Source organism: Pseudoalteromonas sp. MelDa3 (assembly GCF_002863625.1).
GTDB lineage: Bacteria > Pseudomonadota > Gammaproteobacteria > Enterobacterales > Alteromonadaceae > Pseudoalteromonas > Pseudoalteromonas arctica.
On sequence record NZ_PJBR01000009.1, the window covers coordinates 53,997 to 69,252 of the forward strand.

Annotated in this window: 17 protein-coding genes; 12 read left to right on the top strand and 5 right to left on the bottom strand. The window is 40.1% G+C overall.

What is annotated here, in order from left to right; genetic code table 11:
• Positions 1-18: 18 nt before the first annotated feature.
• From accB to cutA, 4 genes are all read right to left on the bottom strand, one after another.
• Positions 19-483 (bottom strand): acetyl-CoA carboxylase biotin carboxyl carrier protein, encoded by a 465-nt coding sequence (gene accB, locus CXF89_RS03460; RefSeq protein ID WP_008165416.1) that lies wholly within the window; start codon positions 481-483, stop codon positions 19-21.
• Between the two features lie 40 nt (positions 484-523).
• Complete coding sequence (aroQ, locus tag CXF89_RS03465) at positions 524-976, bottom strand: type II 3-dehydroquinate dehydratase (RefSeq protein WP_121953805.1); 453 nt, start codon at positions 974-976, stop codon at positions 524-526.
• A gap of 228 nt (positions 977-1,204) precedes the next feature.
• Positions 1,205-3,040, bottom strand: a complete 1,836-nt coding sequence (locus CXF89_RS03470) for a protein-disulfide reductase DsbD (RefSeq protein ID WP_121953806.1) — start codon at positions 3,038-3,040, stop codon at positions 1,205-1,207.
• Positions 3,040-3,360 (bottom strand): divalent-cation tolerance protein CutA, encoded by a 321-nt coding sequence (gene cutA, locus CXF89_RS03475; protein ID WP_007580036.1) that lies wholly within the window; start codon positions 3,358-3,360, stop codon positions 3,040-3,042. Before cutA ends, CXF89_RS03470 begins: the two co-directional genes overlap by 1 nt.
• Before the next feature lie 178 nt (positions 3,361-3,538).
• Between cutA and CXF89_RS03480 the strand changes: the two genes are divergently transcribed.
• From CXF89_RS03480 to CXF89_RS03510, 7 genes are all read left to right on the top strand, one after another.
• Positions 3,539-4,015, top strand: coding sequence for an FxsA family protein (locus tag CXF89_RS03480; protein ID WP_121953807.1), 477 nt, complete (start codon positions 3,539-3,541; stop codon positions 4,013-4,015).
• Between the two features lie 110 nt (positions 4,016-4,125).
• Positions 4,126-4,413, top strand: a complete 288-nt coding sequence (locus CXF89_RS03485; protein ID WP_007580032.1) for a co-chaperone GroES — start codon at positions 4,126-4,128, stop codon at positions 4,411-4,413.
• 48 nt (positions 4,414-4,461) lie between these two features.
• Complete coding sequence (gene groL / locus CXF89_RS03490; RefSeq protein WP_007580030.1) at positions 4,462-6,108, top strand: chaperonin GroEL; 1,647 nt, start codon at positions 4,462-4,464, stop codon at positions 6,106-6,108.
• A gap of 193 nt (positions 6,109-6,301) precedes the next feature.
• Positions 6,302-6,715, top strand: a complete 414-nt coding sequence (gene rnk, locus CXF89_RS03495) for a nucleoside diphosphate kinase regulator (RefSeq protein ID WP_010555031.1) — start codon at positions 6,302-6,304, stop codon at positions 6,713-6,715.
• A gap of 142 nt (positions 6,716-6,857) precedes the next feature.
• Positions 6,858-7,139, top strand: coding sequence for a hypothetical protein (locus CXF89_RS03500; protein ID WP_180961377.1), 282 nt, complete (start codon positions 6,858-6,860; stop codon positions 7,137-7,139).
• A gap of 93 nt (positions 7,140-7,232) precedes the next feature.
• Entirely contained in the window at positions 7,233-7,652 is a 420-nt protein-coding gene (locus tag CXF89_RS03505) for a VOC family protein (RefSeq protein WP_121953808.1), read from the top strand.
• Positions 7,653-7,658: 6 nt separating this feature from the next.
• Positions 7,659-8,093, top strand: coding sequence for a hypothetical protein (locus CXF89_RS03510; RefSeq protein ID WP_121953809.1), 435 nt, complete (start codon positions 7,659-7,661; stop codon positions 8,091-8,093).
• Between the two features lie 17 nt (positions 8,094-8,110).
• Here CXF89_RS03510 and CXF89_RS03515 read toward each other — a convergent pair whose 3' ends face one another.
• On the bottom strand, positions 8,111-9,586 hold the full coding sequence (locus CXF89_RS03515) for an NAD(P)H-hydrate dehydratase (RefSeq protein ID WP_121953810.1): 1,476 nt from the start codon (positions 9,584-9,586) through the stop codon (positions 8,111-8,113).
• A 237-nt stretch (positions 9,587-9,823) separates the two neighbouring features.
• Between CXF89_RS03515 and gmk the strand changes: the two genes are divergently transcribed.
• The 5 genes from gmk to CXF89_RS03540 all read left to right on the top strand — a co-directional run bounded on the left by gmk (position 9,824) and on the right by CXF89_RS03540 (position 15,237).
• Positions 9,824-10,444, top strand: coding sequence for a guanylate kinase (gene gmk, locus CXF89_RS03520; protein WP_121953811.1), 621 nt, complete (start codon positions 9,824-9,826; stop codon positions 10,442-10,444).
• Positions 10,445-10,569: 125 nt separating this feature from the next.
• On the top strand, positions 10,570-10,845 hold the full coding sequence (rpoZ, locus tag CXF89_RS03525) for a DNA-directed RNA polymerase subunit omega (protein ID WP_007378835.1): 276 nt from the start codon (positions 10,570-10,572) through the stop codon (positions 10,843-10,845).
• Positions 10,846-10,967: 122 nt separating this feature from the next.
• Positions 10,968-13,073, top strand: coding sequence for a bifunctional GTP diphosphokinase/guanosine-3',5'-bis pyrophosphate 3'-pyrophosphohydrolase (gene spoT / locus CXF89_RS03530; protein ID WP_007580016.1), 2,106 nt, complete (start codon positions 10,968-10,970; stop codon positions 13,071-13,073).
• Positions 13,074-13,085: 12 nt separating this feature from the next.
• The gene (locus tag CXF89_RS03535) at positions 13,086-13,478 is read left to right on the top strand and encodes a RidA family protein (RefSeq protein ID WP_007580015.1); all 393 of its coding nucleotides are present in this window, start codon (positions 13,086-13,088) and stop codon (positions 13,476-13,478) included.
• Between the two features lie 151 nt (positions 13,479-13,629).
• Positions 13,630-15,237, top strand: coding sequence for a DUF342 domain-containing protein (locus CXF89_RS03540; RefSeq protein WP_024589558.1), 1,608 nt, complete (start codon positions 13,630-13,632; stop codon positions 15,235-15,237).
• Positions 15,238-15,256 lie beyond the last annotated feature (19 nt).

A 15,256-nucleotide genomic window follows, 5' to 3' on the forward strand; every position in this document is an offset into this window, starting at 1 on the left:
GCCTTTTAGGTTACGCTATTATTCAATGATGAATAGAGGTTGATCAAATTCTATTGGCTCGCCATTTTCAGCTAAAATAGCTCTTACTGTACCGGCTTTATCTGATTCAATTTGGTTCATCATTTTCATCGCTTCGATAATACAAAGTGTGTCGCCAACTTTAACTTGCTGACCCACTTCTACGTATGCAGGCGCCTCTGGAGAAGCTGCTGAGTAAAAAGAACCAACCATTGGTGATAAAACTTGATGACCGGTAGGCTCAGCTGGTGCTGCTGCTTCAACGGCTACAGGAGCCGCTGCTACGGGTGCTGCTGGCGCTGGTGCTGGTGCATATTGCTGTGGAGCAAATTGCGGGTAACCTGGGCCTGCACTCATGTTGTTACGGTTAATACGTACTGATTCTTCACCTTCAGTGATTTCTAGCTCAGCAATACCTGATTCTTCTACTAATTCGATAAGCTTTTTTATCTTGCGAATATCCATTACACGACCCGCCTGTTAGTTGTTTGTGTGTTAATTTAAATTAAATTGCGTTTTGCAACCGGCTCACAGCGCCATTTAATGCTGCGTGATAACCCATTGCGCCTAATCCACATATTACGCCTTGTGCCACATCAGAAAAATACGAATGATGACGAAAGGCTTCACGTGCGTGCACATTACTTAAGTGCACCTCAAAAAACGGAATATCAACACTCAACAGTGCATCACGTAATGCGACGCTAGTATGCGTAAATGCAGCTGGGTTGATAATTATGTAATCAACTGCTTGCCAAGCATCGTGAATTCGTTCGATGAGGGCTTGCTCACTATTACTTTGAAAATGCGTTAACTCAACATCTAGACTATTAGCAGCACTGGTTAGCTCCTCCATAATCTCACTCAGCGTCTGAAAACCGTATTTATCCGGTTCACGTTTGCCAAGCATGTTTAAATTTGGACCATTTATAACTAAAAGGTTAAATTTTGCAGCCATAATACGCGATATATCCTATAAGTAATGAGTTAAGCGGTTACTAACTAGTTTTTCACTTTTAAGTAAGCAGAAAAAGCAATGTAGCAACAATTTCTCACGTTAACCAACTATTATAGTGATTTCGACGTAAATAGCAGCAAAATACTGGTCTTATCAGTGTCGTGGGTACAAATATAAGAAGAATTAAGAAGGTGCCACTTAGTCAATTCAAGTGGCACTATTGCACTATTATTGTGCGCTGGCGCGCACAACTGCTAGGTGTTTAGCAAAGTCCTCAGCATTTAAAAAGCCCGTTACGCGCTGCGTACTAAGCTCTTGTCCTTGAGTATTAAAAAACAAAATACTAGGTAAACCAAACACCGTGTACTCTTCCATTAGCTCAATTGTTTTATTATCACTCTCAGTTAAATCAATTTGAATAAGTTGATAGTGGCTAAACTCACTTTGCACTTTGGCATCAGGGAAGGTGTAATGTTCAAACTCTTTACACGCCACACACCAGTCGGCATATAAATCGACCATAACCATTCGGCCTTCGTCGTTTGCTTGTGCAACTGCCTCTTTTAGTTCTGCTAAATCAGCAACCTGTTTAAACTCATTATTTTGTGAGCTTACCTGTACTGTTTGTACTTGAACTGGCCAAAAGTAGTTTTTAGTTAACGTAAAACCTGTAATAACTAATAGAGTTGCAGCAAACCATAATGCAGTTTTTAACTTGCTTTGTGTTTGGCTACTTTGCCAATGATGTAAGTACAGTGCTGTTGCTAATGCAAGCACACCTGCCATTAATAATATAATGTCGGCGCTGATTAGTCGCTCAAGTAATATAAGCGGCACAACGAGCATCACAAAACCAAACAAGGTTTTAACTTGCTCCATCCAACCACCTGCTTTAGGCAGCAGTTTACCGCCAGAGGTACCGAGTAATAACAATGGTAATCCCATACCTAAACTGAGCACGTACAGTGTTAAACCTCCTACTAGGTAATCACCACTTTGCGCCACAAATAAGAGCGCCGCCGACAGTGGCGCCGTTGTACAAGGTGAGGCAATTAATCCTGAAAGTACACCCATTAAAAATACGCCAACGTAGTTGCCGCCTTTTTGGTTGTTACTTACTTGGGTTAGCTTGCTCATCATACTGCTTGGCAGTTTAATTTCGTACCAACCAAACATCGACATAGCCAATAATACAAACAATAAACTAAAGCTGATTAACACAAATGGATGCTGTAAATACCCCTGCACTTGCCCACCAAGCGCCGCAACAACTAAGCCTAGTGCTGCATAGGTAACTGCCATGCCTTGTATATATACAAACGACAACGCAAACGCTTTTTTAGTTGAAAGGTTTTGCTGACCCGCAATTAAGCTCGACAAAATTGGAAACATTGGGAATACGCATGGCGTAAAAGCAAGGCCTACACCAACAGCAAAAAATATGAGTAAATTAGTTATTAAGCTCTGACTGGCTAATTGCTCAGTAAAAGTCAGTTCTTTTTCGGTGTCATCCGAATTTGTTGTAGGTTCAGTCGTTGGCTCGTTGAGTGCTGCAAATGTACTTTGCGCTGTTGCCACTTCATCTGTAGCGCTATTTTTATCTGCATTTTTAATTTTTGCGCCACTAATTACACTAAGTGGAATGCTAATCACTTCTGGTGGATAACAAAGCCCTGCTTTTGCACAGCCCTGATAGCGAACTTTAACAACCGCTCCCTCAGTGATATTACTTAACTTACTAACAACGCTCGCGGTATTAAAAAAGACTTCTGTTTTACCAAAAAATTCATCTTCAATAATTTCGCCACTACCAGAGTCACCTACTTGGATGTTTGCGCCCTTGGCAATGATTTCTATTTTCTTTTTATATAAATAATAGTCTGGCGCTATATCCCAACCTACAAACAAGGTGCTGCCTTGCTGATCAAAGTCAAATACAAACGCTTGGTCTACAGGTAAAAAAATGTGTTGAGGAGGCCCAAGTAGATCACCAAGCACATTATTAGTCGCAGCCTTTACAGGTACGGTTAATAATGTAACCAACAATAAAAAGAAAAAACGCATTAATTCAGTACCTCATCCATCCAATTAAAATACGCCAAATTTCCCGTAGAAACTTCTAAAACCTGAATCTCTGGCACTTCGTAGCTATGTAACTCTTTTATTGTTAGAAACACATCGTTCATTTTATCTGATTTCGTTTTTATAAGTAGCTTAGCCTCAGTTGCTTCTGCAACTTCGCCTTCCCACATATAAATAGAGCCCATGTTAGGTAAAATATTTACACAAGCAGCTAGTTTTTTTTCTACCAACGCCCTTGCAAGTGTGCGTGCTTCTGCTTCGTCTTTGCAGGTCGTAAAAATCATTTTAAAATGCGTAGTCATTATGAACCTATACTTATTGAACAGTGTCTAGCTTCATAGTATCTGATAGAGGGTACAATGTGTAGACGCTAAAATATCAGTAAAATGACGATACCTATGCCCTAACCTTGAAAAGAGACCTCGTCACCCTCATTTATATTTCATCAACTCTTTTGAGTGTCATTATTTAGAGAGCGCTATGTTTAGATTTTTATTTGTGTTGTTTATTATCATCCCTATTATCGAAATCGCTTTGCTGATTCAAGTAAGCGACGTGATTGGCGGATTTGCAACAATTGCACTTGTTGTTGTTACTGCGATTTTAGGTGCCAAAATGGTTAAAACACAAGGTATGGGTGCGCTGCAAAACGTACAAGCGCAAATGGCGCAAGGGCAAATGCCAGCCAAAGAATTATTTACCGGAATATGCGTTGTAATTGCAGGTGTATTACTCCTTACTCCTGGCATTATGACTGACGTATTTGGGCTACTATTATTAACCCCTGCAATTCGTAACAAATTGGCTGCAGGCCTTGCTAGCCAAGCAACTGTTAGAATGAGCGCAGGCATGCAACAAGGGCCATCGCCGTTTGCTGGGCAGCAACATGCTGAACGAGAGCAAGGGCAAATGGAACGACCAACTACTATTGATGGTGAATATGAGAGAAAAGATTAAAAATTTATCGTTTTTTCTCTTGGAATTTTTCACTCCACCCCCATTAATGAATGCAAATTAGAAAAGCTTTTTTCTGTACTGTTCAGAAACTGTTAGGAGAACTAAAAAACATGAACATTCGTCCTTTACAAGATCGCGTAATCGTTAAACGTCTAGAAGAAGAAACAAAATCTGCTGGCGGTATTGTATTAACTGGCTCTGCAGCTGAAAAATCAACTCGCGGAGAAGTTGTAGCCGTAGGTAATGGTCGCGTTTTAGAAAACGGTGACGTGAGAGCGTTAGAAGTTAAAGCCGGTGACACTGTGTTATTTGGCTCATATGTTGAAAAAGTTGAAAAGATCGAAGGTCAAGAGTACCTGATCATGCGTGAAGATAATATTTTAGGCATTGTAGGCTAAACCTACTTTTCGTTTATAAACATTTAAGAATTTAGAGGAATTTAAAACATGGCAGCAAAAGAAGTACTTTTTGCAGGTGACGCACGCGCTAAAATGCTAACTGGCGTAAACATCCTGGCAAACGCAGTAAAAGTTACATTAGGTCCTAAAGGCCGTAACGTTGTACTAGATAAATCATTTGGCTCACCAGTTATCACTAAAGATGGTGTATCTGTAGCAAAAGAAATCGAACTTGAAGACAAGTTTGAGAACATGGGCGCACAAATGGTTAAAGAAGTTGCATCTAAAGCAAATGATGCAGCCGGCGATGGTACAACTACCGCTACAGTACTTGCACAGTCTATTGTTAATGAAGGCCTTAAAGCTGTTGCAGCGGGTATGAACCCAATGGATCTTAAGCGCGGCATCGACAAAGCAGTTATTGCTGCTGTTGCAGAGCTTAAAGCGTTATCTGTTCCTTGTTCTGATACTAAAGCAATTGCACAAGTAGGTACTATTTCAGCTAACTCTGATAAAGAGATTGGCGACATCATTGCACAAGCAATGGAAAAAGTAGGCCGTAACAGTGGTGTTATTACTGTAGAAGAAGGTCAATCACTTGAAAACGAACTAGATGTTGTTGAAGGCATGCAGTTTGACCGTGGTTACTTATCTCCTTACTTCATCAACAGCCCAGAAAAAGGCACTGTTGAACTAGATAACCCATTTATTCTACTTGTAGATAAAAAAATATCTAACATCCGCGAATTATTACCAACATTAGAAGCGGTTGCTAAAGCAAGCAAACCACTACTAATCATCGCAGAAGACCTTGAAGGCGAAGCACTAGCTACATTAGTAGTTAATAACATGCGCGGTATTGTTAAAGTATCAGCAGTTAAAGCACCTGGTTTTGGCGACCGTCGTAAAGCAATGCTACAAGATATCGCTGTATTAACTGGCGGTACTGTTATTTCTGAAGAAATCGGCTTAGAGCTTGAAAAAGCAACAGTTGAAGACCTAGGTACAGCTAAGCGCGTAATTATCACTAAAGATGATACAACAATCATTGATGGTGCTGGTGAAGAAGCGGGTATTAGCGGTCGTGTTTCACAAATTAAAGCACAAATCGAAGAAGCAACATCAGACTACGATAAAGAGAAACTACAAGAGCGCATGGCTAAACTAGCTGGCGGTGTTGCAGTAATCAAAGTAGGTGCTGCTACTGAAATGGAAATGAAAGAGAAAAAAGACCGCGTTGAAGATGCATTAAATGCAACTCGTGCAGCGGTTGAAGAAGGCGTAGTACCTGGCGGCGGCGTTGCACTTGTACGTGCAGCTAGCAAGCTGGTAGATTTAGTTGGCGACAACGAAGATCAAAACCACGGTATTAAAGTTGCACTTCGTGCAATGGAAGCACCACTTCGTCAAATCGTAACTAACGCTGGCGAAGAAGCATCAGTTGTAATTAACGCAGTTAAAGGCGGCGACGGTAACTTTGGTTACAACGCAGCAACTGGCGAATACAACGACATGATTGAAATGGGTATCCTAGATCCAACTAAAGTAACACGCTCTGCATTACAGTTTGCAGGGTCTATTGCGGGTCTAATGATCACTACTGAAGCAATGGTAGCTGAAATCCCAAAAGATGAAGCTGGTGGCGCTGATATGGGTGGCATGGGCGGAATGGGTGGTATGGGCGGAATGATGTAATCATCCCCTAAACACCTAGCTCAAATAAAAACCCAGCTTCGGCTGGGTTTTTAGCTATTGGGCACAAATAAAGTAAAAGCCACAGGTGTGGCTAATTAATAAAATGACTTCGCGTATCCCTTTGCTTCTTAAATGCATGCCAAGCCATACTCAGAGTTAATTTTATTTATTAAAAATTATTAAGGATATTAAGATGAATAAAAAACCTGAACTAATCATCTCATCACTCGATGCAGATAGATTGTATGACTTAATGGAATCATTGCCTGCAGGTAGCTTTGCTAATAAAGAAGAATTGGAAGCTGAACTGGCACGAGCTACAATAGTCGAACCTAAAGATATGCCATCGTCAGTTGTAACGATGAACTCAACTGTAAACTTTATTGTTGAGTCTTCTAAAGAAGAATTTACGTTAACCTTGGTGTACCCAAAGAACAGTGACTCTAGCGGCGATAAAATATCGATATTATCACCTGTAGGTAGCGCATTACTTGGGCTAAACCAAGGCGACGAAATTGAGTGGCCTAAACCGAGTGGCGGCTTAATAAAGGTAAAAATAAAAGAAGTAACCTATCAACCAGAACGTGCTGGTGAATTACACAGATAAACACTTTATGCACTTAGTACTAAAAAATCGATTTAAAGTAGACCCAGCCTCTCGGCTGGGTTCTGCTTTTTATTATAAAGCAGATTGATACTGTTTAATTTATACCCAAATCTAAGTTACGTATAACTAAGATTTATATTAAATGGATTTATTAAGTAATAACGGAATATTCATCTTCTTTGTTTTTGTTGCCCTTGTGACTGGGTTATTTTCATTCGTAGTTTGGGCTATGCTCAAAATGGTCACGTGGGGTAAAAGTATGTCTAAGGGGGCTTATTTATTTTTAGCATTCTTTCCGCTTATTTCTATTATTCCTATCCCACCGCCTACATACGAAAATGTACAAAAAGCAAAACAAGAACAAAGAAAACGCAAAGAAGACTCAGGTGATCCACCCGATGATGAAGACGAACTCGCAAGTTAATTCACATTACATACTGCGGGCATATACCCTGCGTAATCGTTTACTAAATATGATAAAAAGCACATTTATTTAATAATACGGAGTGAGCTAAACATGACTAACGTTCAACAGCATATCGGCAGCATTGCATTAGTTGTTAAGGACTACGACGATGCCATTGAGTTTTATACTCAAAAGCTTAACTTTGAGTTAGTGGAGGATACTGATTTAGGAGAGGGTAAACGCTGGGTGTTAATTTCACCTCCTAATTCAAACGGGACTAATTCAAGCAGGACTAATCTACTGCTTGCTAAAGCCACAACACCTGAACAGATTAGCGCTATTGGTAATCAAACGGGTGGTCGCGTATTTTTATTTTTGCATACCAATGACTTTTGGCGAGATTATAATTTAATGCTTTTTAAAGGCGTTACATTTAACGAAGAGCCTAGAGTAGAACCCTATGGCACCGTAGCGGTTTTTGAAGACTTGTATGGTACAAAATGGGATTTATTACAGCTTAATAATCAGTGAGATAAAATGCTGTTAAATATAAAAGCAAAATTTTTATTAAGTGCGGGAGTTATTGCATCTGCAGCGGCTGTATGGCATTTACTTTGTATATGGGGTGGCACTAGTTGGTTTATATCTGCTCGCGCCCCAATACAAATAATAGAATCATCACAGCAAGGTACATTCCTTGCGCCTTTAGGTAGTATTGCAATAGCTGGACTCATGTTTGCCTGTACTGCATTTGCCTTATCAGCAATTGGCTTAGTGCGTAACATAGTACTTACTAGAACCGCTTTAATTGCTATTGCAACCTTGTGTATCATACGAAGCTTAATAATTATCCCTGCATTAATACGAGCCGATACGTGGAATATTATAGCGAGCAGTGTTTGGCTTTATGTAGGTGTATGCTTTTTAGTGGGTGCAATAACGTTCCATAATTTAAAACCGAACACTATATAGTTGAGTGACGCTTAAACTCACGTCACTTTATTAACTAACTCTCTGACAATTGGGAATAAATCACTGGGTAGCATTCCCCTTTGCCCGTCTCGCTCACTTGCGATATCACCGGCTTTAGCATGCAGTGTTACACCATAGCGTGCTGCTTCATTAATAGTTAAACCTTGGGCAAGCAATGCACCAATAATACCAGTAAGTACATCGCCACTGCCGCCAACGGCCAATGCCGGGTTGCCATCTTCACATACCCACGTTTGCTCAGCATTATCTATTAATGTTCCAGCCCCTTTTAATACACAAGTCGCGGTATAGCGCTTGGAGCAAAGACGAGCATAATTAAAACGATCAGATTCGATTTCGCTGGTGCTAACACTTAGCAGTCGCGAAGCTTCGCCGGGATGTGGAGTAAGTACGCATTGCTCTAACGTGTATGATGAAGCTTGCTTAGCCAGTAAATTAAGGGCATCTGCATCTATAACCAATGGCATTTTATTGTTTTGGCAATATTGCATTACTTCATCGAATGTTTGTTGTGCCCACTCGTCTTGCCCAAGCCCTGGGCCAATAACAACGCAGCTTGCCCACTCTAGCGCTTGATGTAAGTTATTACTGCTTACCATAAGTTCTGGTCTGCCAATACTAATAGGCGTTATTGAGCTTTCGTGTGTATACACTCTTACCATGCCAGCACCCGTTCTAAGAGCTGCTTCACTACTTAACCTAATTGCACCTGCAGTACCTTGATTGCCACCAACACATAAAAGTTTACCATGGCTTCCTTTGTGACTATTGATTGCCCGCGTGGCTATTCCTTTAAAGCTATTGATATTAACAAGGGCTCCTGATGATTGAGCGATACAAGTAAACGCATCGCCAATTGCTAAATCATCAAATACTAACTTACCGCTATATTGTTTACCTGCCGTCGTTGCGAGCCCTTGCTTAATGCCCACAAAAGTAACGGTTGAAGTCGCTTGTACTGCACATCCTAAAGGCTGCCCTGTATTTGCTTCAATACCTGATGGAATATCAATGCTTATTACGGGCTTATCACTGTTATTTACAGCTTTTATTATATTCGCAAAATTATCGCGCACTGCGTTTTTAAGGCCAGTACCAAGGAGCGCATCAATAACTATATCGCACTTATTAAGAGTGTCTTTTGTAAAATGAGAAACCACCCCACCCGCTTCAATCCATAACTGCTGCGCTTTTGCTGCATCACCGGTTAATACTTTATTAGGCTCAGCTGCGCATACTGTTACCTCTTTACCTGATTGCATAATAAGCCTAGCTACAATGTAACCGTCTCCAGCGTTGTTACCATGGCCAACAATAACTAATGTATGCTGTGCATCAAATAACTGCCATTGCTTATATATGGCCTCGCCTGCACGCTGCATTAGGGTAAATAAATCACAATGACTATTTTTAGCAGCTAAAGCTTCGTTGTCTCTTACTTGTTGTGCGGTAAATAAGGTTTTATTGAGCATGAAGGCTCCTTTAATAGGTGATACCTCACCTTATCAAATACTTATATCTAGCGGCTAGTTTTAAACCTCAATTTTATTTAAAGCGTAACTTAGTAAAACACTCCCGAGCCAATTTGGGCATGACCAACATGAGCACGACTAACTTGAGCAAGGTGAGCTAATTAAAGTACAATGCAGTTAATTAAAGGCTTGGCTTACTTGTAACCCAAGCCTGTTTATTTTTAGGTAGAGAAAAACATGGCACAAACTCGCGGTAACTTATTTATTTTGTCAGCCCCTTCTGGTGCTGGTAAATCAAGCTTAATCAATGCGTTATTAAAAAAACACGCTGACATGAAAGTATCTGTATCACATACAACTCGCGCCCCTCGCCCAGGTGAAGAAAATGGCGTGCATTATCACTTTGTATCTACAGACGAATTTAAAGCGCTTATTGCCAAAGATGACTTTTTTGAATGGGCTCAAGTATTCGATAATTACTACGGCACATCAAAGCAGGCTATTGAGTCGCAACTTGATGCCGGTATTGATGTGTTTTTAGATATTGATTGGCAAGGCGCTCAGCAAGTGCGCAAAATTATGCCAAGCGTACAAACTATTTTTATTCTACCTCCTTCAAAAGAAGAATTAGAACAACGCTTAAATAACCGTGGCCAAGATTCGGTTGAAATTATTGCCTCTCGTATGGCAAAAGCACAATCTGAAACATCACATTATAACGAATACGACTTTGTAATTGTTAATGATGACTTTGAGAGCGCACTTGCCGACATAGAAATAATTGTAATGGCTCAGCGCTTAACACTAAAAGCGCAAGAAGATCGTCACCAAGTTTTACTAAATAGTCTGCTTAAATAATTTAAGCTTACTTAAATTAGGCTTAGGCAAGTAAAACTGATAAAAATTGAACACTGGCTATTGGCGAAAGTGGCTCCTTGGAGTAAACTACGTCTTTGCTTTTAAATTATTTTTGGAGTGCTGTGATGGCCCGCGTAACAGTTGAAGATGCAGTAGATGCAGTTGGTAATCGTTTTGACTTAATTTTAGTTGCGGCTCGTCGTGCCCGCCAAATTGCTGTTGGTGGTAAAACTCCACTAGTAGACCCTGAAAACGATAAGCCAACGGTAGTTGCTTTACGTGAAATTGAATTAGGTTTAGTTGATAGCGCTTCAATGGACTTAATTGACCGTGAAGAACAACAACACCAAGAAGCAGCAGAATTAGCTGCTGTTGCTGCCATTGTTGGTGGCAACCAATAATCGACCTCCCGGTCTGATTTAGCCAACGGCGCAGTATTTCTACTATAGCCGTTGGCAATCCTTTCATTTCATCGTATATTCGTAGCTTACCTAATTTGCTTCACTAGAACATTGGAGTGTGAATGTATCTTTTTGAAGGTCTTAAAAAGAAAATTTCAGAATACTTGCCCGCTGCTGATGTAGAGCTGGTTCAAAAATCTTACGTGGTAGCCCGAGAGGCCCATGAAGGACAAACTCGCTCAAGTGGCGAACCTTACATAACTCATCCAGTAGAAGTAACCCAAATTCTTGCAGGCATGCATCTTGACCATGAAACGCTCATGGCCGCGCTAATGCATGATGTAATTGAAGATACTGATTTTAGCCAACAAGATTTAGCCGAAATTTTTGGCGAAACTGTGGCAGAACTCGTTGAAGGTGTAAGTAAGCTCGATAAGCTCAGCTTTAAAGATAAAAAAGAATTCCAAGCTGAAAACTACCGCAAAATGATTATGGCAATGACTCAGGATATTCGAGTTATTTTAATCAAGCTTGCTGATAGAACGCACAATATGCGTACTTTAGGGGCACTGCGCCCAGATAAGCGCCGCAGAATAGCACGTGAAACGCTTGAGATTTACGCGCCAATAGCAAACCGCTTAGGTATTCACGATATTAAAAATGAGCTTGAAGACTTAGGTTTTCAAGCTTTATATCCTATGCGTCATCGCGCACTTAAATCTGAAGTAGCTAAAGCACGTGGTAATCGCAAAGAAGTTATCACTAATATCCAACATGAAATAGAAGCACGTCTTGAAGAGTCAGGCATTAAAGCGACTGTGTCAGGCCGTGAGAAACATTTATATAGTATTTATAAAAAAATGCTTAATAAAGAACTGCTATTTAACGAAGTTATGGATATTTACGCGTTTAGAATTGCAGTTGATTCTATGGATACGTGTTATCGCGTATTAGGTGTGGCTCATAGTCTTTATAAGCCTATAGAAACACGCTTTAAAGATTATATTGCTGTACCAAAAACTAATGGTTACCAATCGCTTCATACTTCATTAGTTGGCCCACACGGGATACCTGTTGAGATTCAGATTCGTACTCACGATATGGATCAGATGGCCGACAAAGGTGTAGCGGCGCACTGGATGTATAAAAAATCAGGTGATGGTGCCGGTAATACTTCGCAGCAACGTGCTCGCCAATGGATGCAAAGCTTATTAGAGCTTCAGCAAAGTGCGGGTTCATCGTTTGAATTTATTGAAAACGTAAAAACTGAGCTATTCCCAGAAGAAATTTACGTATTTACACCTGATGGTCGTATTGTTGAGCTACCAATGGGCGCTACCGCAGTCGATTTTGCGTATGCAGTGCATACTGATGTAGGCAACACTTGTGTAGGCGCTCGCGTTAATCGCAAGCCACATCCTTTAAGTCGGCCATTAGATACAGGGCAAACCATAGAGATAATAACAAGCTCAGGTGCCCACCCTAATGCAACATGGCTAAACTTTATTGTTACTGGTAAAGCACGCTTAGGTGTTCGTAATTACCTTAGAAGCCAGCATCATGAAGAGGCTATGCTTTTAGGGCGTCGTTTACTTGATTCGGCATTAGGCGAAAACAAACTAGATAGCATTGCTGATGAAAATATAGCGAGAGTACTTGAAGAGCACGAACTAACTACGCTTCTTGAATTACTTGTAGAAATTGGCTCTGGTAACTTAATGAGTATGTTAATTGCCAAGCGCTTATTGCAAAATGACAATGACGATTTAACTGATATAACAAGCCAAGCTAAAGCGACCATTATTGGTACTGAAGGCATGTTAGTGAATTACTCTAAGTGTTGCCGACCTGTACCAGGCGATGCCATTACGGCTCATATAAGCCAAGGTAAGGGCCTGACCGTTCACCGCCAAGAATGTAAAAATATTCGTGGTTGGGAAAATGAGCGCTCTAAATACTTAGTTGTAAAATGGGACGATAACCCAGAAAAAGAATATATTGCAGCTCTGAGAGTTGAAATTATTAACCATCAAGGCGCGTTAGCTAAGCTAACCAATGTTGTCGCTACAACCCAAGCCAATATTGTCGAAATTGCCACCGATGAAAAAGAAAGTAATTTATACGTGATAGATTTAGGGGTTACCGTTAAAAACCGTATCCACGTTGCTAACATTATGCGCCGCATTCGCGTTATGCCTGATGTACAAAAAGTCTATCGTAAAAAATAAAATAGGAAACACATGAATAAAGCATTTATCTCTACCGACAAAGCACCTGCAGCTATTGGCACTTACAGCCAAGCAGTTAAAGTAGGTACCGCTGTTTATTTATCTGGTCAAATTCCATTAGTTCCAGAAACGATGGAAATGATTTCAGAAGATTTTAGCGAGCAAACGCATCAAGTATTTAAAAATATTGCTGCTGTATGTGAAGAAGCAGGCGGAAAAATTCACGATTTAGTTAAAATCAATATTTACCTAACTGATCTATCTAACTTCGCCACTGTAAATGAAGTGATGAGCCAATACTTTAAACAACCTTACCCAGCGAGAGCTGCATTAGGTGTTCGTGCACTACCAAAAGGTGCACAAGTTGAAATAGACGGAATAATGGAATTACCTTCTACCAATTAAGTATTACAGGCTATAGAGCTTCTCTATAGCCTTTATTTTTCGCTCCGCACTTCGTTTTATCTGACTTCTTGACTCAAATGTAAATTTCTAGCAATCTGTAGTTGTGTTTTAAAAAACAAACTTAACTTAAGTAGTAAAAAAGGATTAACTCGTGTTTAAGCTTGCCAACAATGGAAATGTTTTACTTGATGTAAAAGAACATATTCCTCCCAGCGCTGCATTTATTTTAGAGGCTCTCGAAAAGTCAGCTTTTTGCGACTGTAAAATAGATCATGACGCTATTAATGATTTTTTTAAAAACGAAAACACACAACAAACTCTCGTTGTAGCAACAAAACACAATGCCACTTTAAATGTAACAATTAGCGACGATAAAATGCTGGCCATTGGCGAGCTAACGATTGCCCAAGGTGGAAAGTTATTAAGTTTAGAAGATGCAAAAAAACAACTCGTTAAAGCAGGCATTGTGCGTGGGTATAAACAAGCTTTTTTAGAACAGCTGCTGCAAAAACAATCTGAACACTCTGCGGGATCTGTAGTTAAAGGGATATTAGCTAAAGGTAGGCTCCCAAGCGATGGTTTAGCCACTAAACTAATAACAACCGTAGAGACTTTAAAAGACCGCTTAAAAGCGCCCAAGCTCAAAGAAGATGGCAGTGTGGACATGCGCGACTTTGGCAAGCTTGCAAGCGTAGAACCTGGCTCTGTGCTTATTCGCCAGCAACCAGCAACCCCCGGTAAAGAAGGCTTTACCGTAATAGGTGACATACTGCCCGCAAAGCCCGGAGAAAATAAACAATTAGTGGCAGGCGAAGGGACTGAAATATCAAAAATGAATCCGCTTGAGTTAGTCTCTACTATTGCTGGTGTTCCGGTTGAAATTAATAATGGTATGCGTGTCGACGATATTTTTACCATTTCAGATGTAAATGTAAAAAGCGGCCATATTGACTTTCAAGGCAGTGTTATTGTTACTCGCAATATAGACCCTGGGATGAAAGTAACTGCCAAAGGCGATATTACTATATTTGGCACGGTTGAATCAGGTGAGCTTACCGCAGGCGGAAACATCACTGTTAAACAAGGCATTATTGGCCATCAAAAAGTGGATAGTAAGTCACTTTCTTGCAAGCTAATTGCGCTAGGTGATATTCATGTATCTCACTCACAGTATTGTTATCTCGATGCAAATAATATTTTTATTGATCGCCAAACAAGCCATTGTGTAATGAAAGCTAAACGCTTACTGCAAGTAGGCCAACCAGACTTACCTAAAGGTAAAATATTTGGTGGTGAAATACTTGATGCAACAACTCTCATTGCTGGCGAAATAGGGAATGAATCAGGTGCTAAAATGATTATTAATTTAGCAGCTTCTGGTGCTGAAATAACAGCGGATACTGATAATTGCTTTAGAGACTTAGCTAAAACAGATGCACAATTAGATACGCTGCAAGCAGCGCTAGAAAAAACTGATTTAGTGAAGGATGCCGAAAAGAAGAAAATATTAATCACTAAAATTGGAGCTACTCAGAAACATTATTGTGAGCAAGCAGAGAAATTAGAAAAACGTCTTTCAAACTTAGATCATGACTTACACGATTTACTTAGCGACGCTAATTTAACGGTGAATTCTGTTTTGCATTCAGGCGTAGAGATTCATATTTTTGATAAAGTACTTAAAACAATCCGCAATTACCCTCCGTGCAACGTTAAACTTTTAAATAATAAAATTGAAATAGAGTTTAAAACACACTAAAAAATTGAGTGCTCTATTG

Excerpts from the sequence above, each read along its gene's own strand:
- CXF89_RS03510 (WP_121953809.1), top strand. The coding sequence starts at position 7,659 with ATGCTGTTAAATATAAAAGCAAAATTTTTATTAAGTGCGGGAGTTATT.
- rnk (WP_010555031.1), top strand. The coding sequence starts at position 6,302 with ATGAATAAAAAACCTGAACTAATCATCTCATCACTCGATGCAGATAGA.
- groL (WP_007580030.1), top strand. The coding sequence starts at position 4,462 with ATGGCAGCAAAAGAAGTACTTTTTGCAGGTGACGCACGCGCTAAAATG.
- cutA (WP_007580036.1), bottom strand. The coding sequence starts at position 3,360 with ATGACTACGCATTTTAAAATGATTTTTACGACCTGCAAAGACGAAGCA.
- CXF89_RS03470 (WP_121953806.1), bottom strand. The coding sequence starts at position 3,040 with ATGCGTTTTTTCTTTTTATTGTTGGTTACATTATTAACCGTACCTGTA.
- CXF89_RS03485 (WP_007580032.1), top strand. The coding sequence starts at position 4,126 with ATGAACATTCGTCCTTTACAAGATCGCGTAATCGTTAAACGTCTAGAA.
- CXF89_RS03515 (WP_121953810.1), bottom strand. The coding sequence starts at position 9,586 with ATGCTCAATAAAACCTTATTTACCGCACAACAAGTAAGAGACAACGAA.
- CXF89_RS03505 (WP_121953808.1), top strand. The coding sequence starts at position 7,233 with ATGACTAACGTTCAACAGCATATCGGCAGCATTGCATTAGTTGTTAAG.
- gmk (WP_121953811.1), top strand. The coding sequence starts at position 9,824 with ATGGCACAAACTCGCGGTAACTTATTTATTTTGTCAGCCCCTTCTGGT.
- CXF89_RS03480 (WP_121953807.1), top strand. The coding sequence starts at position 3,539 with ATGTTTAGATTTTTATTTGTGTTGTTTATTATCATCCCTATTATCGAA.
- CXF89_RS03535 (WP_007580015.1), top strand. The coding sequence starts at position 13,086 with ATGAATAAAGCATTTATCTCTACCGACAAAGCACCTGCAGCTATTGGC.
- spoT (WP_007580016.1), top strand. The coding sequence starts at position 10,968 with ATGTATCTTTTTGAAGGTCTTAAAAAGAAAATTTCAGAATACTTGCCC.
- rpoZ (WP_007378835.1), top strand. The coding sequence starts at position 10,570 with ATGGCCCGCGTAACAGTTGAAGATGCAGTAGATGCAGTTGGTAATCGT.
- aroQ (WP_121953805.1), bottom strand. The coding sequence starts at position 976 with ATGGCTGCAAAATTTAACCTTTTAGTTATAAATGGTCCAAATTTAAAC.
- accB (WP_008165416.1), bottom strand. The coding sequence starts at position 483 with ATGGATATTCGCAAGATAAAAAAGCTTATCGAATTAGTAGAAGAATCA.
- CXF89_RS03500 (WP_180961377.1), top strand. The coding sequence starts at position 6,858 with ATGGATTTATTAAGTAATAACGGAATATTCATCTTCTTTGTTTTTGTT.